Below are 22,458 nucleotides of genomic sequence, written 5' to 3'. Positions count from 1 at the left end.
CTCTTACGCAAACCCGTTTTGTTGCAAATATTCTAAGGTGATGTTCTGCTTGCCCTTTACTTCTCCGGGTGCATATGGCAATAACAGGCGTTCCACATACTTGCCGATGATGTCACATTCCAAATTGACGACAGAACCGATGCGACGATGACGCAACACGGTCACCTGCCAGGTGTGCGGAATGACAGAAACTCGAAACGAGTCGCTCGCCACATCCATCACCGTCAGCGACACCCCGTCGATCGTGATCGACCCCTTCTCGACCAGATAGCGCAAGACGTCAGGCATCGCTTTGATCCGCACCACTTTCGCTATGTCCTCATCCACGATCTCGGTGATCTGGCCGATCCCGTCAATATGTCCGGAAACGATATGTCCGCCGAAACGCTGGCCCATCGCCATCGCCCGCTCCAGATTGACTGGCGAACCGACGGACAACTCGTGCAGTGCGGTGCGGCGCATCGTTTCTGGCACGACATCGACCGTAAATGAACCCCCGTCAAAGTGAGTCACCGTCAGACAGATCCCGTTGACAGAGATCGAATCACCCAGCGCGACATCTCCCAAAATGGAAGCTGCTCGCATCTTCAAATGGATCGCTTTGCCGGACGTGCGAATCTCCTGAATCGTCCCGACCTCTTCGACCAAACCGGTAAACATGCCCTACACCTCCGCCCGTTTCGGGTAGCCGATCAGACAAAGATCTGCGCCATACCGCTCGACGGTCAGGTCTAACAGATCTACCGCGTCTGCCATCTTATCAAACCCGTCACCCGCGTAAGGCGTCGGAGCGGTCGCTCCACCGATCAGCTTCGGCGCGATGAACGAGACGACTTTGTTGATCAGACCTTGTTTCAAAAACGCGCCGTTGACCGAGGCCCCTCCTTCGACGAGCAGATCGGTGATGCCAAGCTGATATAGCAAGTCCAACACGGCGCGCAGGTCAAGCCCGCCATCGCTCAGCGGCACTTGGATCACATCAACCCCAAGCTCGCGCAGGCGTGCCGCTTTATCTTCATCAACATCTGGCCCGGTGAAAATCCACGTTTTCGCCTGTTCTGTGCTGACCACTCGCGCCGTCTCGGGCGTGCGAAGCTGTCTGTCGAGCACGATCCGCACCGGATGCTTCCCACCACCCTCAGGCAAGCGGGTCGTCAGTTCCGGATCATCGGCGAGGACGGTACCGATACCGACAAGAATCGCGTCCGCCGCATCGCGCAGACGGTGCACGAAGGCGCGTGATTCCTCCCCGGTAATCCAACGGCTGTCCCCGCTGTGCGCTGCGATCTTGCCATCGAGCGTCATCGCCGTTTTCACCGTCACAAACGGCTGCTTGGTCAGCATGTTGTGCACAAAACGCTCGTTCAACCGACGCGCCTCCTGTTCCAAGACGCCAACTTCCACTTCAATGCCTGCTTCCCGTATGCGCGTGACACCGCGTCCGGCCACCAGCGGGTTCGGGTCGAGCATCGCAACGACCACGCGCCCAACCTGCGAGGAGATCACCAGATCTGCGCAGGGCGGCGTTCGCCCATGATGACTGCAAGGTTCCAGCGTCACATACAGCGTCGCCCCCTTTGCCGCTTCACCTGCCATGCGAAACGCATGGACCTCAGCGTGCGGCTCTCCAGCGCGCAGATGCGCTCCTTGCCCGATGACGCGGCCTTCTTTCACAATGACAGCTCCTACCAGGGGATTCGGGTTCGTTTTGCCTTTTGCCATCGCTGCCAGTTGCAATGCGAGGTTCATATAATGTTGATCGTTCACACGAATCCACCTCCTGTTCTGTTCACTGCGCAGAAAAAAGCCCTGAAGTCACATCGACTTCAGGGCAGGTTTCGCGCGCATACGGATCACAAGCAATACATACGCACCGAAAGAAAGCTCCCCAAAAAAGGGCATGCGTATCCTGCCATCCGTTCACATCATTCCTTCTCCCATCCGGACTATACCGTCGGTACTGGATTCGCACCAGTTCCTGCCTGTGAAGGCTCGCGGACTTAGCTCTTTCGAAAAAGATCATCACCGCCGATTAGGAATTGACAGCTTGATGCTGTCTCACCTCACCCTGAAGGAACTATATCATTGTAAGAACCAGTATAGCTTTCTCGATTTCCGCTGTAAAGTGAAAACTGGAACAATCCTCCGTGGCCGTGATTGACCTTACAAACGCACAGCATCACCCGACGTACACGTTGCCTTCCGGATAGCGCACATTGGATGGCTTCCCTTGATGACGGGCAGCCAATGCAAGCGCTAGGGTCAATGGCCCGAGACGTCCGATGTACATCACGATCAGCACCACGACTTTTCCGGCTGGAGAAAGTTCGGGCGTCAGGTTGGTCGAGAGCCCGACGGTCGAAACTGCCGAAACGGCTTCAAACAGCACCCTGTTAAACTCCCGATTTTCCGTGATCGTCAAAATCATCGTCGTCACCACGATCAGCGTCATCGACATCACGGCGATGGTCAGTGACTTATTGATCACCCGCGGTGAGATTGCCCGCTTGAAGATGACCGTCTGCCCCCGATTGGTCACGACCGTCCAGACGAACAGCAAGATAACGAGCGCCGTCGTCGTGCGAATCCCGCCGCCGGCCGAACCGGGCGACGCTCCGATAAACATCAGCATCATCGTCCAGAACTGACCACTTTGTGACATCTCTTCATAATTGATCGTCGCAAAACCTGAGGAACGGGCTGTAACCGACGCAAACCCGGCGGCAAGTAGTTGCTCCCCTTCGCTCTTCTCGGCCAGTGTGCCCTGATTCCCATGCTCCAGCGCATAATAACCGAGAGTACCGACCACGAACAACACGACGCTTGCGATCAGCACCAACTTAGAATGGAACATCAGCCGTTCCTTGCGATTGACCAGTTTGCGCAGCAAGTCGGCCATCACTGCCATGCCTAAGCCTCCGACCGACACCAGCGTCATCACCGAGATGTTGACTACCGGATCTCCCGCATAATCGGCCAAGCTCTTATAATCGCCAAATAAGTCAAATCCGGCATTACAAAATGCGGCAATCGAGTGGAAGATTCCATAATACAGCGCTTTTCCAAGCGGCATATGACCCGAAAAACGGTAAGCGAGGATCAACGCAAACACAAATTCGATCGCTAACGTCATCAACACCACGTTGCGCGATAACCGGATCAGCCCTTCAAGCGAGGAGACATTTAGCGATTGCTGCAGGTGCAGACGTTCTGTCAGGCCGATTTTTTTCCCCGTCCAGATCGTCACAAAGGTCGCCACCGTCATAATACCTAGCCCACCGATCTGGACGAGCGTCAGAAGGACCACTTCCCCAAACATTGATAAGGTGCTCCCCGTATCGACGACCACCAGCCCCGTCACACAGATGGCAGATGTCGCCATAAACAAAGCATCAACAAAAGGCAGCCCTTCTCCATTTTCCGTCGCAACGGGCAAGCTGAGCAGAATCGCTCCCACGATCGCCAAAACTGCGAAACCGATCATCAAAAAGCGTGCCGGCGATAAAAATTTTTGCCAGCTTTTTAACTGCCATGAACGTTTTTTTGGCATAAAATCCCCTCGATATTTTCACAATAGATTTGAATATAACGGATCACCATCACGACTGCAAGTCCGATCACTGTAAATTACTAACTTTGCATAAAGATGAGTAGGTAGACTACAATAATTGGTGGGTGAACAAATAATGCGACAACTAGGTCAAATACTCACAACTTTCTGTCTGCTTGTCTACTTTCTGACTCTAACTAGTATGGCCGATGTTTTGGCCGCTCATGAGGAGAAAAAGCCAACCGGGTTATCGGCCCAAGGCGCCATCTTGTACGATCGGCAGTCCGGCCAGTTTCTGTTTGAACAAAATCCGGACCAACCGCTCTATCCTGCTTCGATCACCAAAGTGCTCACCGCCATTCTCGCTTTGGAAAAAGGGGACCTGAGCGCCAAGGTGAAAACGTCCAAACTAGCTCGTGAACAGGAAGGCAACCGCATCTACCTTGAGTATGATGAAGAGCAAACGCTCGAAAATCTGCTGTATGGCCTGATGCTCAACTCCGGCAATGACGCAGCCGTAGCCATTGCCGAACATATCGGCGGCTCCGTCGAGCAATTTGCCGACATGATGAATCAAAAAGCGAAAGCGCTCGGGGCGACTCACACCCATTTTGTGACGCCAAGCGGTTTGCACGATGACTTACATACCACGACCGCCCGCGACATGGCACTTATCTCTTCCTACGCAATGAACAATCAAACGTTTCGTAAAATCGTCGCGACTGAGAGCTTGCCTTGGAAAGGTCAAGTCTGGGAAAGCACCTTGATCAATCTGAATCAGATGCTCTACAACTACGAAGGTACAACGGGCATCAAGACCGGATTCACCGATCAGGCCCAGCAAACGATCACCGTCTCCGCCAAGCGCGGGGACCGCGAACTGATCGCCGTGTTGATGGGTGTGGAAAACCGCCCGAAAATTCGTGAAGAGGCAACCGTTCTGCTCGATTATGGCTTTGATCAGTTTGTCACAACGAAATTGGCATCCAAAGGCGATGTCATTCAATCGTTCGCACTGAATGCCACACCAGTCCGAGCAACTTTGGCCGAAGACGTTTACCGCACCCTGCCGCTTGAAAGCACACCTTCACCTTCATTCACTTCGATTCCGCACATCAATGTGCCACAAGCGCCGTTTCGCAAAGGCGATGTCGTCGGCTCGATCGACTACGTGACCGACGGGCAGATCATCGTCTCTGTCGATCTGCTTGCTGACAACGATGTAGCCGCTTGGCCGATCAATGAGGCGGTTGCTGTCATCGAGAACAAGTTCCTGCTTCTCTTCACATTGGTCACAGTCCTGCTCTTTCTGTCGAAAAGAATTGTGAAATTTAGGAAGTCCCGTTCCATCTGACCGCCTTATCGGATTTATTCCAATAAGGCATTTTTCGTTTGCTCTCAATTAAACGTGTTTTCTAGTCAACTTCACAATTTACATTAAGCCTTACAGAAGCTTTATTGTATTTTCCCGAATAATCATGTACAATCGATTTGTAATGTTCGTATTTTTGTTACTTATCTCATTTCTTCCACAATTCTTGATGAGGATGGTGTATCCATGAAGCCACAGAACAAGAAATTTACCTCTGTGCTGCTCTCCGCACTGCTGTCGGCAGGACTGATCGCAGGCATGATGCCTGCAAGCGAGTCTAGTGCTGCGGCGGTGACGTATCCGCTGATCACTGAAGTGTACGCAGATACTAATGTTTCGTATGAACCGGAAGAATTCATCGCAATCACCAACCCGACCTCGTCCGCGCTTTCCATCGGCGGATGGTACCTGAAAATCGGCTCGGGCTCATCCAAGCTGGCGTTTCCGTCTGGCACCACGCTTACAGCCGGGCAAACGCTGTATGTGACCAAGACGGCAACCACTTTTAAATCTGAAATGTTGTTCCAAGCCGACTTTGAATATGGGAGCGACTCGGACACCACCGTGCCGCAGTTGACGGTCACGGGCTCCGTGCCGAGCCTCGCAAACGCAGGCAGCGCTGTCTATCTGTACAACGCGAGCGGTGTGAACATCGACGCGTTTGCATACGGCTCGGGAACCGCGACCACAGGCTGGACAGGCCCATCCGTTCCGAACGTTTCGGAAGGCACGTACTTCGTGCGTGAAAAAGACGAGATGTCCGGACAATTCCCAGATACCGACTCCAAAGCGGACTGGGAACACCTCCGCGTCTATCAAGCAGGTCAATCTCGCTTTAACGCTCCGACCTATTCGTACGCGGGCACGATCCAACCCTATTCCTCGCCTGACAACAGCTTCGCGACGCTGGCAGCTCTGATGAACTCGGCCACGACCAGCATCGACCTGAACCTCTACGAATTCCAATCGGTCCAACTGCTTGATGTGATCAAAAACGCCCTTGCCCGCGGTGTACAAGTCCGCGTCTTCTTGGAAGGGGGCCCTGTCGGCGGATTGCTCAACGACAGCAAATATGTATCCCAGCAGATCGTAAACGCAGGCGGCCAAGTTCGCTACATCATCTCCGACTCCACCATCGGAGCCTACAAGCGCTACCGCTTCGACCATGCAAAATACGCGATCATTGACAGCAAGAGCATCTTCACCCAGTCGGAGAACTGGAAATCGACCGGCGTGCCGTACAACCAAAACTACGGCAATCGCGGCTGGGGCATCATCGTCAATGACACGCAGACTGCCCAGTTCTTCAGCGGCGTGTTCAACACCGACTGGAACACTGCGTCCAAGGATTCCTTCGCGTTCACGGAGAGTCACGCCAAGTACGGCGCACCTGCGGTCGGTTTCACACCTGACACCAGCACTCCGCCGACCGGCACCTACAAGGGCGGCTTCAAGAGCAAACCGATCAACGGCGAATTCCGCGTAACGCCAATCCTTGCACCGGACAGCACCTACCTGCAGCAAAACTCGATCATCGGTTTGGCGCGTCAAGCACAAAATACGCTGTTGGTCGAACAGCTCTATATCCACAAACACTGGGGTCCGACCGCTACTGGTAGCGTGACGACGACGCCCGATGTCTATTTGGAAGAAGTGATCGCAGCGGCTCGACGCGGCGTGAAAGTCCGCGTGCTGCTCGATTCCGCCTTCCTCGATTCGAGCGATCCGCGCGACAACCAGTACACCGTCCAGTACATCAACAGCATCGCTGCCACCGAGTCTCTTGACATGCAAGCGAAATTGGTCAATCTCCCAGCTGTCGGCATTGAGAAGATTCACAACAAAGGCATGATCGCCGACAGCAACAAAACGTTGGTCTCCTCGATCAACTGGTCATCTAACTCTCCGACCAACAACCGCGAAGCAGGTGTGCTCGTCGAAAACACCGAAGTCGCCGCTTACTATGAGGCGCTGTTCTGGCATGACTGGACAGGCGGCGCGCAATCGTGGAACCCAGAAGAACCAAAAGGCACAGCACACATCCAGATCAACGAAGTGATGTATCTGACGGGCGGCTTTGACGCAACCCGCGAATATGTCGAATTGTTCAACCCGAACAACGTCGCTTACGACCTGACCGGGTACAAGCTATCCAACAAATCGGGCAACTTCACCTTGCCGGCTGGCACCGTAATCCCAGCACACTCCTATCTGATGGTCGGCAAAGACAGCGTGGGCTTCTCCGCTTACAAAGGTTTTGGCCTCGACGTTTCCGGCATGAATTTGACGCTGACCAACACCGGCGACAACCTGCTCTTGAAAAACGCTTCCGGTGTGACGGTTGACAATGTCGCATGGAACAACTACGTGACCAACTGGTCGCTCTACACCAATAACGGACAAGTCCTGTCTCGCAAGTCCCCGACGCTCGATACCGACACGATGGACGACTGGATTGTGACTACACCGAACCCGAAACAATAACGTAAAAAAGATCGCCTTCTCCTGGAGGGCGATCTTTTTGTTTAGAGGAACTCCGGGCAATAACCTGGTGTTCCCGTATAGAAACAGTGGTTTTTGAAGGAGAACTGATACTGCGTTTTCGGTGCGCGCGGCATTTGCCCAGTACAGGGTGCTCGGTACGCTCGACCCGGAGAAGGGTTGTAAAACCATAGCGATCTTCTGGTCAGCGAATCGATCCGCCCATTGGCCAACTCGCGTGCGCGACGAAGGTCTTGTGATGTCGGACGCATCTTATAGATTTCGCCATTTTGTACAGGTTCGAACGGCGATCGCGACGGGCCGAATTTCCCGTAGATCGCCTGCGGGATCGTGCGAAGGTTATGAAAGTCAGGTTTGCAGTCCGCGACGACTCGATTGATCAACACACTCCCCACCAGCTCCTGCCCGCGCCGACCTTCCCCGCGCGCCTCGGCCTGCATCAGTTGCGCCAACAATCGAAGATGTGCGTTTGTTGCCTTCACTCTGCGTAACGGCATATCCTCACCCTCAATCTTTATCAGATACGTTCAGGATATTGCCTGTCGCCCGATTCGGTCACCGTAGACACATACGTAGCCAAGCCCATTCTGTCCGCTCAACAAAAAAACGTCGGTGCTGCTTACGCAGCAGCCCGACGGGTGAAGAAGGTCGAGATCATAGGCCAAATCGGTTGAATGAACCCGACTACATTCTGGAAGATCCCGAAAAACTGTACAATTCTCGGCAGAAAAGAGAACATCAAAGCCAAGCTGAATCCCTCCTTTCACTACTTATCCTATGCGGACAAAAAGGGACTTGCCTTCCGCCATGGTCTACTTTAACGAATTGCTATTGGTTCGCCAGCACCTTTCCGGTCAGCCGAGCCGGAATCAGATCGTGCGAAATCAAATCGACATGGCTCTCCCGCTGCACCACCAGATCCGCCTGCCCGTTTTGCACGAAGACGACGGCTGGACGGGCGATGCGGTTGTAGTTGCTCGCCATCGAATAGCAATACGCACCTGTACAGGACACAGCCAGAACATCGCCTGCCTGCACGGTCGGCAGATTGACATCCCAGATCAGCATGTCGCCCGACTCGCACGCTTTGCCTGCGATCGAAACGAGTTCCGCATTGGCCTCAGTCGCCCGATTGGCGAGCATCGCTTCGTAAACAGCCTGATACAGCGCGGGACGCGGATTGTCCGACATCCCCCATCGACCGAAACGTATTTGCGCACACCTGGGATGTCTTTCGTCGAGCCGACCGTGTACAGCGTGGTGCCAGCAGCGCCGACGATGGAGCGGCCCGGTTCGATGACGATCATGGGATAGGACAAGTCGAGTTGATCAAACGCAGCTTGAATCGCTTGGCCAATCGCTGTGATGTACTGATCGGCTTGAAGCGGCGTGTCCTCTTCCGTATAGCGAATGCCAAACCCACCACCGACGTTAAGTTTATGCAGATCTTTTGCTCCCAGTTCACGCACACATTCACCGAAGAAACTGGAGACGATGCCAACAGCTTCCGAAAATCCTTCCGTCTCGAAAATTTGTGATCCGATGTGCGAATGAAGACCGATCAGCCGAACGCCCGGAGTGGACAGAGCCGTTTCGACCGCCCGACGCGCCATGTCGCCTTTCATGTCGAAGCCAAATTTCGAATCCTCCTGCCCGGTCGAGATGTACTCGTGCGTGTGCGCTTCCACGCCTGGTGCCAAGCGCAACAGAATGTCGGCGATCACACCTTTTTGCGTCGCGAGCGCTCCGAGCAGTTTCAGCTCATGAAAGTTATCGACGACAAATTCACCAATACCGGCCTGCAAGGCCAAATCGATCTCGTCAGGCGTCTTGTTGTTGCCGTGAAAGTGAATGCGCTCCGCCGGGAATCCAGCCTGTAACGCCGTGTAGAGTTCGCCGCTCGACACCACATCGAGCGCCAACCCTTCTTCGTCGATAATCCGGCACATCGCCAGCGTACAAAACGCTTTCGACGCATATGCAACTTCATAGCGCAATCCGGATGTGGCAAAAGCAGCCTTGTACGCGCGAATCGTCTCACGCATCATCGCCTCATCGTACACGTACAGCGGTGTTCCAAAACTCTTCACAAGTTCTGTCGTGTCCACGCCGCCAATCTCCAAATGACCCTGTTCGTTGATGCGACTCGTTCCGTGCAGATACATCTGTATTTTATCTCCTCTCCAGACCCTCAAACCCATAATTACCCAGTTAAGACAACAAAAAAACGGCTGGCGTCAAAGGGAGTGCGCCAACCGTTTTGGGATGTTGTGTCAATATAGAGCAGAATGATCCAAAACAGATCTGATCCCCTCAACTCATGAAGTAGCGCTTCACCTACAGAATCACTTCAGATTCGGCGGTGACAGTTCGACACTTATTCAATGTCGACCCAGCAGAAAACGTTTGGCAAGTTCTCCACTTCGGCGGTCATCCTTTCTCGATTGCTCATCAGTGTGCCAGCACTTCCTAATCGATACTCATATTACCCGCGCCTCTACCCCACTCGTACGAATGAGGTGTTGTCGTATTTAATTATATTCGATTATAGCAATATTGTTCGAGCCCTGCAAGGTTAGTCGTCCCTAGTTCGGCTGCCTATCTTTGTCTTTCGGATTCAGCAGGGACGGCCGCTGGTTCTTGTACTGCATCGGCGTGCGAACCATGATCTCCCACAGCGCCTTAAAGTTAAAGGGCAGCAGCGGCCAGAGGTAGGGCCGATTGATCGACTTGGTGCGCGCCAGCAAGATAAACCACAGTGCCACCGCCGCCACCAATCCGTACCAGTCGAAAAATGCGACCGCCAGAATGAAAAACATCCGCGAAAGCCGATTGGCCATCGACAATTCGTAGCTTGGTGTTGCGAACATTCCGATCGCCGCCACCGACAGATACAAGATCGACTCCGGTGAGAACAGACCGACTTTGACGGCAATGTCACCGATCAACACAGCCGCAATCAACCCCATCGCTGTCGCCAGAGGGGATGGCGTATGAATGGCTGCCATCCGCATCATATCGATGCCGATATCGGCTAACAGAAACTGCAAGATGATCGGAATCGCACCTACCGTGTCCGGTCCTAAAAAGGACAGCGGCTCTGGCAACCATTCGCGATGAATCAACGTGAACAAAATCCACAGCGGTATTAAAAACAGAGAGGCGACGATGCCCAAAAACCGCACCCAACGGATATAGGCGCCCACCGCCGGATTTTCTCGAAACTCCTCCGCGTGCTGGACGTGGTGAAAGACGGTCGTCGGCGTGATCATCACGCTTGGCGACGTGTCCACATAGATGAGGACATGCCCTTCAAGGATATGCATGGCGGCAACATCTGGCCGCTCTGTATAGCGCACGACCGGGTAGGGGTTCCAGTTGTTGCGCTTCGTCAGCCACTCCTCGACCGATTTTTCGGCCATCGGCAAACCGTCTACGTCGATTTTCTGCAAACGTCCTTTGATCTCTTCGACCAGTGAATCGTCAGCCACGTCCTGCAGGTACGCGACACAAACGTCCGTTTTGGATCGCTTGCCAATCTGCATCGTCTCCATGCGAAGCCTCGGGTCACGGATTCTCCTCCGGGTGAGCACCGTGTTTTGGACGAGCGTCTCCACAAATCCGTCACGCGAGCCGCGCACGACCCGTTCCAATTCTGGCTCCTGCGGGGTTCGAGCTGGGTAACTGCGCGCATCGATGATAAAAGCCTGCGCAAATCCGTCGATCAGAATCACCGTCTGCCCGGACAGGATCGCGGTAATGATCTTATTAGTTTGCTCCTCTTTCTCAACCTGCGTGTGCGACAAATACGTATTTAGCAACTTTTCGAACGTATCGAATGCTAACTGTTCCTTCTTCACTTGAGCCAGCATGCGCAAAATATCATCGATGATCGCATCTTTAATAAAGCCATTGATATAGAGCAAACAAAAATCATGTCCGGCAAATGTCATCGGGCGCTTGATCATGTCATAGCTTTCCCCGATCCCAAGCGCTCGTTCAAAAAACGTCAGATTTTTTGAAAGCTGTTTTTCTAAGTGAAGATCTTGATCGGCTGGCGGGATATCCGTGTTCTTAATGATCCGCGACATGGTCATATCCACTCCGTTTCAGAATTTCTATGATCGCAGCCTTGGTGATCGGCGCCCCTTTTAAAAAATGGTCTTTACCCTGCATCTTGCCGATATCACCAACACCTACGATCATCGGGATCTCGCAGCTTGATAGGATGTCTACCGTGTCACCGTAGACCACATGCTCAACGCTATGCGAAGGGTGACCGTCTTTATCGACCGCATCATCAATCAACTGGCAGTTCTGATCGATCGAAAAATCGACATGCACGCCGTCCACCATCGGCGTATTGGAAGCCACAGCGATGGCGCCGAGCACTTCGATGTTCGGGTGGTTGACCACATATTCCAGCGCCCGTTCGCCGTAGCCATAGTCACCGTTCCCGTTGTCATCGAACATGACCAACACCGGATCATGTTTGGCATGTTCGATCAGCCGAATCAATTGCTGACCGCTGAGCGGAGTCGGGTTGCCAGATGAACGAGAGATGACGCGGCAACCAACTTCGGCTGCCACTTTTTCGACCGCTTTTCTCGCGACCTGATCCCCATCTGTGATCAAAATGACTTTGCGCTTCCCCATGATTCCGTCACCCCTTCGGTCAGATTGTCTGAGCAGTCCTACCTTACCCTTTGGGTCTGAACAGCAGCGCCGCAAAAAAAGAAAAGACGATCGCCGCCGAAACGCCCGCCGATGTTACCTCGAAGATCCCGGTGATGATGCCGACCAGTCCGTGTTGCTCTGCTTCGGCCATCGCCCCGTGCACCAGCGCGTTACCAAACGAGGTGATCGGAATCGTCGCTCCAGCCCCAGCCAATTTGATCAACGGCTCGTACAGTCCGAACCCGTCGAGCACCGCCCCAAACACGACCAACAGCGTCATCACATGCGCGGGCGTCAAATTGGTCAAATCCATCAACAACTGACCGATTACGCAGATCAGTCCGCCGACTAAAAACGCGTACAAAAACGTCAGATCGAGTTCCATGCTACACCCACTCTCCCCTCTCGATGACCACCGCATGCGCGACACAGGGAATCGATTCGCCTTGCTGCGAGGAGAGCGGAGACAGCAACGCGCCTGTTGCGCAGACTAGGATGCGGTTCAGTTCTCCGCGTTCCATTCGCTTGAGCAGATGACCATAGGTGACGACCGCACAGCAGGCACAGCCGCTCCCACCCGAAAATACTTCCGACTGGTCTGGATCAAAGATCAAGATTCCACAGTCTTTAAAGCGATCTCCGAAAAACAAGCCTTCCTCTTTGCCGAGTAGCTCTTCGGCGATCTTATGCCCGACCCGCGCCAAGTCGCCCGTCACGATCAGATCGTAATCCTCTGGCGTGCGACCCGTGTCTTTAAAATGTCTCGCAATCGTATCGACCGCGGCAGGTGCCATCGCTGGCCCCATTTCAAACGGCGATTTTACACCGAGATCGACAACTTTGCCGATCGTCGCATGGGTGATGCGCGGCCCGTTTCCTGTGCGCCCGACGATCGCCGCACCCGAGCCGGTCACCGTGCACTGTGCGGTCGGCGGTTTTTGTCCGCCGTATTCGGTCGGGTAGCGGAACTGCCGTTCTGCCGTCGAGTTGTGCGAAGCGGTGGCCGCCATCGCATGGTTCGCATAGCCAGCATCGACGGTCATCGCCGCCAATGCCAGCGATTCCATCGAGGTCGAGCAGGCACCAAACACTCCCAAAAACGGAACGGCCAGTGTCCGCGCCCCAAAATTGGCCGTGACGATTTGATTCAGCAAATCTCCCGCATACAGCACGTCGATCACATCGTTCGCCAAGTTGGCTTTTTTCAGCGCCGTCTGACAAGCTTCTTCAAAAAAGCGGCGTTCCGCCTTTTCCCACGAATCCTGCCCGTTATACGGATCTTGATGCACCGTGTCAAACTCTTGCCCAAGCGGCCCTTCGCCCTCTTTAGGACCGACGACCGCTCCAGTGGCGATCAACACCGGTTTGGTTGAAAATTCCCATGTCTGCTTCCCGATTAATCCCATGCCTTGACTCACCTTCCATCAAACTGTAATCACATCACCATCTTGATAAGATGCTTGATCACTGCGATCACAAATGCTGCGACCACACCGAACACGATCACCGGACCTGCGACTTTAAACATCTGACCGCCGACACCGAGCACCAACCCCTCGCTTTTATGCTCGATCGCCGCCGAAGACATCGCGTTGGCAAATCCAGTGACCGGAACGGCCGACCCCGCTCCTGCCCACTGCCCGATCCGATCATAGACGCCAAGACCTGTAAGCAGAACCGCCAGAAAAACCATCACCGCCACCGTCGGGTTCCCTGCCGTCTTTTGGTCGAAATCAAAGTACGTCATGAAAAACTTCTGCACAAACTGCCCGAGCAAACAGATCAATCCACCGACTAAAAACGCTCGAATTACATTGGCGAATACAGGACGTTTCGGAACGTGCTTGTCAGTAAGCTTTTTATAGTCTGCCTTCGCCTTGGGTCCTTGCTTCATGGGAAGTACCTCCTCTTGCCTTGACCTGTCGTAATCCTAGCTTGCCAAGGGAGTGCCTGTGCTATGAAAGAAAAAAGCAGGCACTTTTTGGAAAAGGTACCTGCTTTTCGATCGATCTTAAACTCGCGTCGCGTTGGTGATCCGATCATATTTGACAGCCGTTTGATCCCACCAGACATACCCTCCCGCGCTGACGGCGAGAAGGGCTAGCAGAACAGCCAGCCAGACCACGCGGCGCTTGGTCGTTTTCACTTTCTCCTCCATCCACCATCACCTCGCACATGCTTCTTTCGGTAGTATGGGGCAGAAGTGCAGAACTTAACCGAGCTGATCGCGAATTATCTGTAAAATCTTTTTCTCCAGCCGCGACACCTGCACCTGCGAGATGCCCAGCACTTCGGCCACTTCGGCCTGCGTTTTGTCGCGGAAGAAGCGCATGAAGACGATCAAGCGCTCCCGTTCGGGCAACCGCGCCAAAGCGTCGTGCAACGCCAGTTTATCAAACCACTTGTTTTGCGTCTCGTCGGAGATCTGATCCATCAGGTAGATCGGATCTCCATCATTTTCAAAAACGGTCTCGTGGATCGACGCGGGCTGGCGCATCGACTCTAAAGCAAAGACCACCTCGGTCGGCTCCATCCCCATCGCCTGCGCCACTTCGTTGATGTGCGGCTGGCGGTTGAGCTTTTTGGCCAATTCATCGCGGGTGCGGCGCACTTGCCGTGCCGTCTCCTTGAGTGAGCGGGAGACTTTGACAGTGGAGTCATCGCGCAAGAAGCGCTGGATTTCACCGATGATCATCGGGACCGCATAGGTAGAGAAGCGCACATCATACGAAAGATCGAACTTGTCGATCGCCTTCATCAGACCGATGCAGCCGATCTGAAAGAGATCATCCGCTTCGTAACCGCGGTTGAGAAAACGCTGGACGACCGACCAGACCAGTCGCTGATTGGAGACGATCAGCGCCTCGCGAGCACCATCATCCCCTCCTTGTGAAGCGGCAATCAAATGTTTGACCTGCTCGTCCGAATACTTCTGATGCGGGGCAGTTTTTTCAATTGCCATCCTGCATCCCCCTAGTGATTCGCGACAGAAGGACTTTTCAGACGTTTGACCAGCCGCACGCGGGTGCCCAATTCGGGTCTGCTCGTCACTTCGATCGAATCCATAAAATTCTCCATGATGGTAAAGCCCATGCCGGAGCGCTCCAACTCTGGCTTGGAAGTAAACAGGGGCTGGCGCGCCTCTTCGACATCATCAATCCCACGGCCATTGTCTTCAATCACCATTTCGATCGTGCCGTCGATGATCGCGCAGGTGATCAGCACCAGACCGTCCTGGCCGTCATAACCATGGATGATTGCATTGGTCACCGCTTCGGAGACGACCGTCTTGATTTCGGTCAGCTCTTCAAGCGTCGGATCGAGCTGTGAGATGAACGCAGCGACCGCCACGCGTGCGAACGATTCATTCTGGGAGCGCGCGGCAAATTTCAATTCCATGAAATTCTCCATTTACGCCACCCCCGTCTCAGCCAGCGCCTGAGATTCGTTCGGATAGATTCGCAAAATCTTCAGCATCCCCGAAAGTTCGAACAGCTTTTTGAGTTGATCATTGACCGCGCATAAAGCCATGCGCCCGCCAGATTGGGTCACACGTTTATAACGGCCAAGAATTACGCCTAGACCGGAAGAATCCATAAAGCTCAAGTTTTCCAAATTCATAACGAGGTGTGCGGTCAGGCCGCGGTCTAGCTCCGCTTCAACCTGGCTGCGCACCATTTCCGCTGTATGATGATCAAGTTCACCCGAGAGCCGCACGATCAGCGTGTCGCCGCAAACGTCTGTGGAGATTTGCAACATCTTGTCCCTGCCTCCTTGAGGAAAAAATTGCTGTCTTGCCCCCTATTTCTACTAGGCCCAAAAAGATTCCTGCCCCTCGACAAAACGTCTGTTTTCTCGCGGAAAGCTGCCAAAATCCGCAGAGAACACCGCGATTACAGCCGTCTGGCCGCCTGTTGCACCGGGTCCCACACCGCGTTGTGCGGCGGCGCGTACGCCAGATCGAGATCGAGCAGCTGTTCGGCCGTCATCCCTTGCCAAATGGCGGTCGCCAACACATCAATGCGCTTGTCCGCCCCTTCGCGCACGATCAATTTGATGTGCAAAGGCTGAGCGTTCGGGTAGTATCCTGCATGTTGCAACGTCGATAGCGACACCGTCCGATGCGGAATCTTTTCCTTGTGCGCCTCCCCCTCCGACAATCCGGTGCGGGCTGCCGTCAGATCGAACACTTTTAAGATCGCCGTGCCGAGCACTCCTTGGAATTCGCCTTGACCGAGCGCCATCTGTTTGCCAGCGATGCGCCCCATCTTGTTGGCATGCGTGCCGAGCGGAATATAGTCCTCTCGATTTTTCAGACGGTGAAATTGGCTCGCGACATCACCTGCCGCCCAGATGTTGGCGTGACTCGTTTCCATTTTGGCGTTGACCGAGATGGCATCGCGAACTGATAGCGACAGACCTGCACGCTTGGCGATCTCCGAGTTGGGGATGATCCCGACCGCCACCAGCACGAGGTCGGCCGGGTAGGAGGCCGTTTTTGTGTCCACCGTTTTGACCTTCCCGTTCATCCCTGACAGACTGATTATTTCTTCGCCCAGATGGACAGCGACGCCATGCCGCTCCAATTCTGCGGTCAACAGATCGGCCATCTCTTTGTCCCATGGGCCAGCCACCTGGTCGCCACGGTTTACAATGCGTACTTGCTTGCCCAGCGCATGAAACGCTTCGGCCATTTCCAGTCCAATGTAGCCACCGCCGATGACGACCACCTGCCTGATATCCGCTTGTTTGGTATACGCTTCGATCCGCAATGCGTCGGCCAGCGTTTTCAGCACAAAGACACCTTCCAGTTGCGCGCCCTCCCAATCGGGAAGTACGGCTCGTCCTCCGGTGGCGATCAGCAATTTGTCAAACGGGTGTTCCGTCTCCGTGTCGGCTTGCAAGTTGCGAACGGTCACCACTTGCCGCTCGGGGTGAATCGCGGTGACTTCGTGCAAAATCGTCGCATTCATGTTGTATGTTTCTTGAAACGCCTCGCGCGTGCGGGCGATCAACTTGTCGGCCGACCTGATGGAGCCGCCAATATAGTAAGGCAGCCCGCACTGCGCATACGAGTAAGTCGTGCCTTTTTCAAAAATAGTGAGCGAGGCATCCGGGTGGGCACGTCTGATTTGCATAGCAGCACTCATCCCGGCAGCATCTCCGCCGATAATCACAAAACGGTCCATCGTCATCACGCTCCCTGCAATGGCATTACGAATTACCATTGTAACCAAAGAGGACATGAGATAAACGTTGGACCGTCTGTTATTCAACAGAATTAGTTGAGCACCTTTTGAAACAGCTTGTCGATCTCCTCATTATATAGCGGACCTTGCACCATCTGTACGATCTTTCCCTCCCGATCGATCAGGAAAGAGGTGGGGACGACCAGTACTTGATACTGATCGGCAACCTTGCCCTGCTCATCCAACACGTTTGGAAACTCGACCCTAAATTTTTTTAAAAACGCCTGCGACACGGTCGGCGAATCTTGATCTGCCAGATTGACACCCACAAACTGCACTTTGTTGTCGTACAATATGGCCGAATCGACCAAATCCTGCATCTCCATCCGGCATGAGGTACACCATGAGGCCCAGAAATTGAGCAGCACCGGTTTCCCGCGATAATCGCTCAGCTTATGCTTGTTGCCTTGGTGATCGAGCAGTTCAAAGTCGGGAGCGATCTGCCCTGCTTTGATCCCGGTGTCAGCTTGCGCCTCGTGGGTGCCTACCATCAGCAAACAGGTAATGAGCAGCACAACGGCCAGTGAGCCAAAAAGAAACAGCGTGCGCTTCCAACCCTGTATCATCAGCATCCGTCCCCTTTCCATGCTTCTCTGGATCAGGATGCCCAAACACTAGGAGAAAACGCACGCTCATTCAGAACCCGTCGGGGGCGATCGCCCGATGCAACATGATCTGCACCGGCTGGTTGATCACATCAAAACTGCCGATGACAAAGCCATGCAACCGAACTTCTTGTGATCTTGCTTGCAGATCATACAGAAACTCTTCGACCACAGACGGCAAGCGATCGTGCCGGGTCAGCAACAGTGGGATCGAGCGACCGACATTCGACAGAGCGGCCGAAGCCGCTCCAAAGGCCCACTGCTCGACAGGCACGAGCGCCAGTCCCCCGCCTTTGCGCTCCTTTTTGCCAAAAGCGAATTTGACCTTGCCCTTGCGCAATTGTGCCAGTTCCACAGCTGTCTCAAAGACATCACGCCCGCCGACCCACGCTTCAATCTTCGAACCAGCCTTGCGCACCTCGCTACCAAGCGTTGCGGGTAGATAGGACTCGGGGGCTGCGACGATCAACTTTTTGCGAGGATGTTTGTGCAGATAGCGCGTCGCCATGTCGGACAAACCGCGCTCGGAAGCAAAGAGGATCGGCGATCCGGTCGAAGCGGCGAAGCTGCCCGCCGCAATCCCGCCCCCTTGTGGATCGGCCGAGACGAGCAACGCATACTCGCTGTCTGCGCTCGGTTCACAATCGGCGATCCTGCCCACCGTGTCCCACAGATCATGACCGAGTAGATGGCAGACCGAGAAGCCAAGCTGCGTCAGGTCGTGCAGCACATTGGCGTGCACCGTCCCGATCACGATCACCTGGCCAGGCAACCCGTTACCTTGTGGAGATAGGCGGATCAGTTCGCGGGAAACGCTGTCTTCTAATTGTTCACCATCTGTATAAAGCATCACCGCATCAAATGGACGATGCAACAGACGAGCAGCGGCGAGCACAACAGGAAAAAAATCGGGGCGTGTTAATATGACGGCGTTCGGTCGCCGCGCAGGAAACACGGTCTGAGCAATTCCAATCGCCGCGCTGACCGGATCTGAGCCCACAATGCGAGTGGTGGAAGTTGTCGAAACTTGGTAAGAAATAGGATGCCAACGTTCGTACACCAGAAGCCCCCCTTTCCGGGCTGATCGGTTCGTCGTTACACATTCTATTCATAGTTTATGCAGTGAATCGGCCACTCTTGACTGGACAGTTAATGTTGCAGATGGTATATTGTTCAGGAAATATGTATAAGCTATAGAACATTTAAGTCATGATTTTCTTTCATGAATTGACTTATGCAGTATTCCTTTCTTTTGGACGCTGTTGTACAATGAAGAGTATACAGATTAAATTAGCTTTAGGGTGGGAGGGAACCCAAATGCCTACTTCTTTAGGACAAAAAATCAAAGAACTTCGAATCATGAAGGGTCTCACACAAAGTGACCTGGGCTCCGGCATGGTCACTCCGAGTATGATTTCACAGATCGAAGCGGACAAAGCAAATCCATCTCATAAATTACTCTGCGCGATCGCAGAAAAACTCGAAACATCGGTGGATTACTTTTTGTCTGACATGCAAACCAAGCTCGAACAAACGAGCACTTACAAACTGGCCAAAGCATATATGGAAACCAGTGAATACGACAAAGCAATCTCGCTTTTGGAAGAGCTGCTCGACAACCCGGCTCCGCATTTGCAACTGACCAATATTTCGTTCGACTTGGCAAACTGCTACCTGCATGTGGAGCAGTTTGAACGTGCTACTGAGCTGTTTGAAGACGTGTTGGACAGCGCGATCCGTGCCGGTGAACACAATATTGCAGTTCTTGCGCTCAATAAGCTCGGTGTGATCCAGCTACGCAAGGAAAACCTGTTGCTCGCACAGTTCCATTGGAAAAAGGCATATCAAGTTCTGGCCCGCTCCGAAGGAATCGACGTATCGACAAAGGCGTTCGTCATTACGAACCTCGGCATGGTTAACTTGAAACTCGGTGAATATAATGACGCACTTAAATATTACACCGAATCCTACCACCTTCTGCAAGGGACAAATTACCTAAAATTAATTGGTGAAACTTACAACGGTTTGGGACACGCAAATAAAGAATTGAAGAACTACAAAAGAGCTGTTGAACATACACAAGATGCAATTGCAATCTTCAAATCGTTGAACATGATTAAAGCGTCTTATGACTGCAAAGTCAACCTCGCGATGATCAAAGGCGACGAAGGCAAGGTCGAAGAGGCACTGTCCTTGCTCGAAGAATGCATGGAAGGCTTCTCCAAGTACGGAAGCGACTTCGACAATGCCAATGTGAACAGTGAAATTGCCCGCCTGCTCCTGAAAGAACGCCGTTTTAAAGATGCAGAAGCACACTGTAAGCAAGCGCTCGAGTTACTTGAACCGGGCATTCGCGAGACCGCATTCATCTTCCGCACCTTAGCTGAGGTTGAACTGGGTCTGGAAGAGTTCGATTCGGCAATCGAATTCTCCGAAAAAGCGATTGAACTGTTCCAGCAGTTTGATATGATTGGTCAAATCACGAAGACCTACGCCCTGCTCGGCGAGATCTACAAATCCCGTGGTGACTTCCTGGCCGCGACCGAGTCCCTGCAAAAAATGCAGAGCATCGTCGAATCGAACCTACGCGAACGTGTATTGATTATGTAGTTCCATTTGAAAATGTTGAACCCCTGTACTCTTATGAGCGACAGGGGTTCTTTTATGTCACATCGAACAAAGTCAGTTTATTAAGGCAATTCGAGATGAGCTGTGAGCGGATAATGATCGGACGCCTCACTCTGCACCGTAAACACATTTCCGATTGAAAATTCCTTCGAAACGAGAATGGAATCGATCTGCTTGCCTGCACCGGGCAATGTGACCAACGGAACTTTCGAAACATGACTTAAGTGCTGAGTCCAAGGAACTAGCTCCTCTCCATCCGGCTCCGTGTTAAAGTCCCCGATGACGATGAGCGGCAGTTCAACTTGTTGCAATTCCCGCTCGAGCAAGTTGACATGCGCGATGCGCTCCTCGCGATTGAGACCTAAATGAGTAACCATGACGCGCACATCTCGCCCATGAACGTTTAATGTGGCCAGCAGGGCAACTCGGTTCTCTTTATCAGATGGCAACGGAATTCGTTTTACCGCTTCGATCGGATATCGCGAGAGCAGCAGGTTGCCATATTCGAAGGGGCCAATTTTAAGCGCCGCTGCATAACGATACTCCATGTCTAGCGCCTCTCCGATCGCTTTAGCCTGATCGCTCAACCCAGAGCGAGGTGAATAGCGCTCTACCTCCTGCAAGCCAATCAGATCGGCTTCCAGCGCCTTCAGCTCTGCAATCGTCCCTTCTAAATTCAAATCCCCATGCGAATTTTTCCCGATCTGGATGTTGTAGGTAACCGCTTTCAGAGAGATCACACCGCCTTGGAGGTCTTGGTTCGGAAAATTCCCTTGGCCCTCCACACCGACTTTATTTGCAAATAAGACCAAGATCCCGACACCAAGCAACGCGAGCTTCTTCCAAAAGCGTTTCATGCTCCTACCTCCCTCTTACCATTGTATCTCGCTTAAGTTAAATCTCGCAAATCCAATTACTTGAAAAAATCTGACTATTTATAAGATAAAAAGAGCATCCCGCAACGTCTGCGAGATGCTTTCGTATGCTTGTGGAGCGGAAGACGGGATTCGAACCCGCGACCCTCGCCTTGGCAAGGCGATGCTCTACCCCTGAGCCACTTCCGCAAATGGTGCCTTTTACCGGAATCGAACCGATGACCTCATCCTTACCATGGATGCGCTCTACCTACTGAGCTAAAAAGGCGTATCTGGCTCCCCGAACAGGACTCGAACCTGTGACCATCCGATTAACAGTCGGGCGCTCTACCAACTGAGCTATCGGGGAACAATGGTGGAGATAAGCGGATTCGAACCGCTGACCCCCTGCTTGCAAGGCAGGTGCTCTACCAACTGAGCTATACCCCCATTGAGTGGTGCCGAAGGTGGGACTCGAACCCACAAAATCACGATTTTGAGTCGTGCACGTATGCCAATTCCATCACTTCGGCAGAAAATGGTGGAGAGAGAAGGATTCGAACCTTCGAAGCTTTCGCAACGGATTTACAGTCCGCCCCAGTTGGCCACTTTGGTATCTCTCCATATGAAAAAGGGTGGTAGCGGCGGAGGGATTTGAACCCCCGACCCCCCGGGTATGAACCGAATGCTCTAGCCAGCTGAGCTACGCCGCCGTAAGAAGTGGCGGAGAGAGGGGGATTCGAACCCCCGAGACGTTTTAGGCGCCTACACGATTTCCAATCGTGCTCCTTCGACCAAACTCGGACATCTCTCCATGCAGTAAAGTATTGTGTGTATAGTTTCGCACAGCGGCGACATGAGCTAATATAACATGTGCCCCATCCAGATTCAATCTCCAAATTCAGCAAAAAACAGACAAATTCTTTACACCGATCCCAATTATCATTCTCTATCTTGTCCACACTTCTGTTTTCATACTGATGAAGAAACCTCATCCGCAGTGCGGATGAGGTTTCTCTTG

The 22,458-nt window shown here is 53.1% G+C and carries 20 protein-coding genes, 8 tRNA genes, 1 pseudogene and 2 riboswitches; of the genes and pseudogenes, 3 read left to right on the top strand and 26 right to left on the bottom strand.

Features of this window, described 5'->3' with window-relative positions; genetic code table 11:
- Nucleotides 1-3: 3 nt before the first annotated feature.
- From CIG75_RS08765 to CIG75_RS08755, 3 genes are all read right to left on the bottom strand, one after another.
- Nucleotides 4-660: a riboflavin synthase gene (locus CIG75_RS08765; protein ID WP_094236309.1), complete on the bottom strand. Its 657-nt coding sequence runs from the start codon at nt 658-660 to the stop codon at nt 4-6.
- Between the two features lie 3 nt (nt 661-663).
- Entirely contained in the window at nt 664-1,767 is a 1,104-nt protein-coding gene (ribD, locus tag CIG75_RS08760; RefSeq protein WP_407701277.1) for a bifunctional diaminohydroxyphosphoribosylaminopyrimidine deaminase/5-amino-6-(5-phosphoribosylamino)uracil reductase RibD, read from the bottom strand.
- A 158-nt stretch (nt 1,768-1,925) separates the two neighbouring features.
- Nucleotides 1,926-2,080: riboswitch (FMN riboswitch) on the bottom strand.
- Between the two features lie 99 nt (nt 2,081-2,179).
- The gene (locus tag CIG75_RS08755) at nt 2,180-3,550 is read right to left on the bottom strand and encodes a TrkH family potassium uptake protein (protein WP_094236308.1); all 1,371 of its coding nucleotides are present in this window, start codon (nt 3,548-3,550) and stop codon (nt 2,180-2,182) included.
- Nucleotides 3,551-3,686: 136 nt separating this feature from the next.
- On the opposite strand from CIG75_RS08755, the gene CIG75_RS08750 reads away from it, so the two are divergent.
- Nucleotides 3,687-4,904, top strand: coding sequence for a D-alanyl-D-alanine carboxypeptidase family protein (locus CIG75_RS08750; RefSeq protein WP_094236307.1), 1,218 nt, complete (start codon nt 3,687-3,689; stop codon nt 4,902-4,904).
- Between the two features lie 204 nt (nt 4,905-5,108).
- Complete coding sequence (locus CIG75_RS08745) at nt 5,109-7,406, top strand: lamin tail domain-containing protein (RefSeq protein ID WP_094236306.1); 2,298 nt, start codon at nt 5,109-5,111, stop codon at nt 7,404-7,406.
- Nucleotides 7,407-7,447: 41 nt separating this feature from the next.
- On the opposite strand, the gene CIG75_RS08740 is transcribed toward CIG75_RS08745, so the two are convergent.
- The 14 genes and pseudogenes from CIG75_RS08740 to CIG75_RS08680 all read right to left on the bottom strand — a co-directional run bounded on the left by CIG75_RS08740 (nt 7,448) and on the right by CIG75_RS08680 (nt 19,015).
- A complete protein-coding gene (locus tag CIG75_RS08740; protein ID WP_094236305.1) occupies nt 7,448-7,921 on the bottom strand; it encodes a cell wall hydrolase in 474 nt (157 codons plus the stop codon).
- 331 nt (nt 7,922-8,252) lie between these two features.
- Nucleotides 8,253-9,589: pseudogene (gene lysA, locus CIG75_RS08735) on the bottom strand (diaminopimelate decarboxylase).
- Between the two features lie 153 nt (nt 9,590-9,742).
- Nucleotides 9,743-9,932, bottom strand: a riboswitch (Lysine riboswitch).
- A 77-nt stretch (nt 9,933-10,009) separates the two neighbouring features.
- A complete protein-coding gene (locus tag CIG75_RS08730; protein WP_094236304.1) occupies nt 10,010-11,515 on the bottom strand; it encodes a spore germination protein in 1,506 nt (501 codons plus the stop codon).
- Nucleotides 11,499-12,080 (bottom strand): stage V sporulation protein SpoVABEA, encoded by a 582-nt coding sequence (locus CIG75_RS08725; RefSeq protein WP_094236303.1) that lies wholly within the window; start codon nt 12,078-12,080, stop codon nt 11,499-11,501. The genes CIG75_RS08730 and CIG75_RS08725 overlap by 17 nt, the downstream gene beginning before the upstream one ends.
- 43 nt (nt 12,081-12,123) lie before the next feature.
- Entirely contained in the window at nt 12,124-12,474 is a 351-nt protein-coding gene (spoVAE, locus tag CIG75_RS08720) for a stage V sporulation protein AE (protein ID WP_094238383.1), read from the bottom strand.
- 13 nt (nt 12,475-12,487) lie between these two features.
- On the bottom strand, nt 12,488-13,507 hold the full coding sequence (spoVAD, locus tag CIG75_RS08715; RefSeq protein ID WP_094236302.1) for a stage V sporulation protein AD: 1,020 nt from the start codon (nt 13,505-13,507) through the stop codon (nt 12,488-12,490).
- A gap of 29 nt (nt 13,508-13,536) precedes the next feature.
- Nucleotides 13,537-13,995, bottom strand: a complete 459-nt coding sequence (gene spoVAC / locus CIG75_RS08710) for a stage V sporulation protein AC (RefSeq protein WP_094236301.1) — start codon at nt 13,993-13,995, stop codon at nt 13,537-13,539.
- A gap of 117 nt (nt 13,996-14,112) precedes the next feature.
- Nucleotides 14,113-14,259 (bottom strand): hypothetical protein, encoded by a 147-nt coding sequence (locus tag CIG75_RS20675; RefSeq protein ID WP_157729460.1) that lies wholly within the window; start codon nt 14,257-14,259, stop codon nt 14,113-14,115.
- Between the two features lie 54 nt (nt 14,260-14,313).
- Nucleotides 14,314-15,063, bottom strand: coding sequence for an RNA polymerase sporulation sigma factor SigF (gene sigF / locus CIG75_RS08705; RefSeq protein ID WP_094236300.1), 750 nt, complete (start codon nt 15,061-15,063; stop codon nt 14,314-14,316).
- Between the two features lie 11 nt (nt 15,064-15,074).
- Nucleotides 15,075-15,512: an anti-sigma F factor gene (gene spoIIAB / locus CIG75_RS08700; RefSeq protein WP_094236299.1), complete on the bottom strand. Its 438-nt coding sequence runs from the start codon at nt 15,510-15,512 to the stop codon at nt 15,075-15,077.
- A complete protein-coding gene (gene spoIIAA, locus CIG75_RS08695; protein WP_094236298.1) occupies nt 15,513-15,860 on the bottom strand; it encodes an anti-sigma F factor antagonist in 348 nt (115 codons plus the stop codon).
- A gap of 134 nt (nt 15,861-15,994) precedes the next feature.
- Nucleotides 15,995-17,290, bottom strand: a complete 1,296-nt coding sequence (locus CIG75_RS08690; RefSeq protein ID WP_094236297.1) for an FAD-dependent oxidoreductase — start codon at nt 17,288-17,290, stop codon at nt 15,995-15,997.
- A gap of 92 nt (nt 17,291-17,382) precedes the next feature.
- Nucleotides 17,383-17,916: a TlpA family protein disulfide reductase gene (locus tag CIG75_RS08685; protein ID WP_157729459.1), complete on the bottom strand. Its 534-nt coding sequence runs from the start codon at nt 17,914-17,916 to the stop codon at nt 17,383-17,385.
- Nucleotides 17,917-17,986: 70 nt separating this feature from the next.
- Entirely contained in the window at nt 17,987-19,015 is a 1,029-nt protein-coding gene (locus CIG75_RS08680; protein ID WP_094236295.1) for a hypothetical protein, read from the bottom strand.
- A 257-nt stretch (nt 19,016-19,272) separates the two neighbouring features.
- On the opposite strand from CIG75_RS08680, the gene CIG75_RS08675 reads away from it, so the two are divergent.
- Entirely contained in the window at nt 19,273-20,565 is a 1,293-nt protein-coding gene (locus tag CIG75_RS08675) for a helix-turn-helix domain-containing protein (protein WP_172844434.1), read from the top strand.
- 80 nt (nt 20,566-20,645) lie between these two features.
- Here CIG75_RS08675 and CIG75_RS08670 read toward each other — a convergent pair whose 3' ends face one another.
- The 9 genes from CIG75_RS08670 to CIG75_RS08630 all read right to left on the bottom strand — a co-directional run bounded on the left by CIG75_RS08670 (nt 20,646) and on the right by CIG75_RS08630 (nt 22,251).
- Nucleotides 20,646-21,440, bottom strand: coding sequence for an endonuclease/exonuclease/phosphatase family protein (locus CIG75_RS08670; RefSeq protein WP_094236293.1), 795 nt, complete (start codon nt 21,438-21,440; stop codon nt 20,646-20,648).
- A 132-nt stretch (nt 21,441-21,572) separates the two neighbouring features.
- A tRNA-Gly gene (locus CIG75_RS08665) sits at nt 21,573-21,647 on the bottom strand.
- Between the two features lie 3 nt (nt 21,648-21,650).
- Nucleotides 21,651-21,726, bottom strand: a tRNA-Thr gene (locus tag CIG75_RS08660).
- A 5-nt stretch (nt 21,727-21,731) separates the two neighbouring features.
- A tRNA-Asn gene (locus CIG75_RS08655) sits at nt 21,732-21,807 on the bottom strand.
- A 4-nt stretch (nt 21,808-21,811) separates the two neighbouring features.
- Nucleotides 21,812-21,887 (bottom strand) — tRNA-Ala (locus CIG75_RS08650).
- Nucleotides 21,888-21,893: 6 nt separating this feature from the next.
- Nucleotides 21,894-21,970: transfer RNA gene (locus CIG75_RS08645), tRNA-Leu, on the bottom strand.
- 6 nt (nt 21,971-21,976) lie between these two features.
- A tRNA-Tyr gene (locus tag CIG75_RS08640) sits at nt 21,977-22,060 on the bottom strand.
- Nucleotides 22,061-22,073: 13 nt separating this feature from the next.
- Nucleotides 22,074-22,150, bottom strand: a tRNA-Met gene (locus CIG75_RS08635).
- Between the two features lie 8 nt (nt 22,151-22,158).
- Nucleotides 22,159-22,251: transfer RNA gene (locus CIG75_RS08630), tRNA-Ser, on the bottom strand.
- Nucleotides 22,252-22,458: the final 207 nt, after the last annotated feature.

This window comes from Tumebacillus algifaecis, assembly GCF_002243515.1.
Classification (GTDB): domain Bacteria; phylum Bacillota; class Bacilli; order Tumebacillales; family Tumebacillaceae; genus Tumebacillus_A; species Tumebacillus_A algifaecis.
The sequence above is the reverse complement of the archived record's forward strand: the minus strand, read 5'-3'. Positions and strand labels throughout refer to the sequence as shown.

Bases quoted from the DNA above. Each gene is read 5' to 3' on its own strand.
- CIG75_RS08765 (WP_094236309.1), bottom strand. From the start codon at position 660: ATGTTTACCGGTTTGGTCGAAGAGGTCGGGACGATTCAGGAGATTCGC.
- CIG75_RS08755 (WP_094236308.1), bottom strand. From the start codon at position 3,550: ATGCCAAAAAAACGTTCATGGCAGTTAAAAAGCTGGCAAAAATTTTTA.
- CIG75_RS08750 (WP_094236307.1), top strand. From the start codon at position 3,687: ATGCGACAACTAGGTCAAATACTCACAACTTTCTGTCTGCTTGTCTAC.
- CIG75_RS08745 (WP_094236306.1), top strand. From the start codon at position 5,109: ATGAAGCCACAGAACAAGAAATTTACCTCTGTGCTGCTCTCCGCACTG.
- CIG75_RS08740 (WP_094236305.1), bottom strand. From the start codon at position 7,921: ATGCCGTTACGCAGAGTGAAGGCAACAAACGCACATCTTCGATTGTTG.
- CIG75_RS08730 (WP_094236304.1), bottom strand. From the start codon at position 11,515: ATGTCGCGGATCATTAAGAACACGGATATCCCGCCAGCCGATCAAGAT.
- CIG75_RS08725 (WP_094236303.1), bottom strand. From the start codon at position 12,080: ATGGGGAAGCGCAAAGTCATTTTGATCACAGATGGGGATCAGGTCGCG.
- spoVAD (WP_094236302.1), bottom strand. From the start codon at position 13,507: ATGGGATTAATCGGGAAGCAGACATGGGAATTTTCAACCAAACCGGTG.
- spoVAC (WP_094236301.1), bottom strand. From the start codon at position 13,995: ATGAAGCAAGGACCCAAGGCGAAGGCAGACTATAAAAAGCTTACTGAC.
- CIG75_RS20675 (WP_157729460.1), bottom strand. From the start codon at position 14,259: ATGGAGGAGAAAGTGAAAACGACCAAGCGCCGCGTGGTCTGGCTGGCT.
- sigF (WP_094236300.1), bottom strand. From the start codon at position 15,063: ATGGCAATTGAAAAAACTGCCCCGCATCAGAAGTATTCGGACGAGCAG.
- spoIIAB (WP_094236299.1), bottom strand. From the start codon at position 15,512: ATGGAGAATTTCATGGAATTGAAATTTGCCGCGCGCTCCCAGAATGAA.
- spoIIAA (WP_094236298.1), bottom strand. From the start codon at position 15,860: ATGTTGCAAATCTCCACAGACGTTTGCGGCGACACGCTGATCGTGCGG.
- CIG75_RS08690 (WP_094236297.1), bottom strand. From the start codon at position 17,290: ATGGACCGTTTTGTGATTATCGGCGGAGATGCTGCCGGGATGAGTGCT.
- CIG75_RS08685 (WP_157729459.1), bottom strand. From the start codon at position 17,916: ATGATACAGGGTTGGAAGCGCACGCTGTTTCTTTTTGGCTCACTGGCC.
- CIG75_RS08675 (WP_172844434.1), top strand. From the start codon at position 19,273: ATGCCTACTTCTTTAGGACAAAAAATCAAAGAACTTCGAATCATGAAG.
- CIG75_RS08670 (WP_094236293.1), bottom strand. From the start codon at position 21,440: ATGAAACGCTTTTGGAAGAAGCTCGCGTTGCTTGGTGTCGGGATCTTG.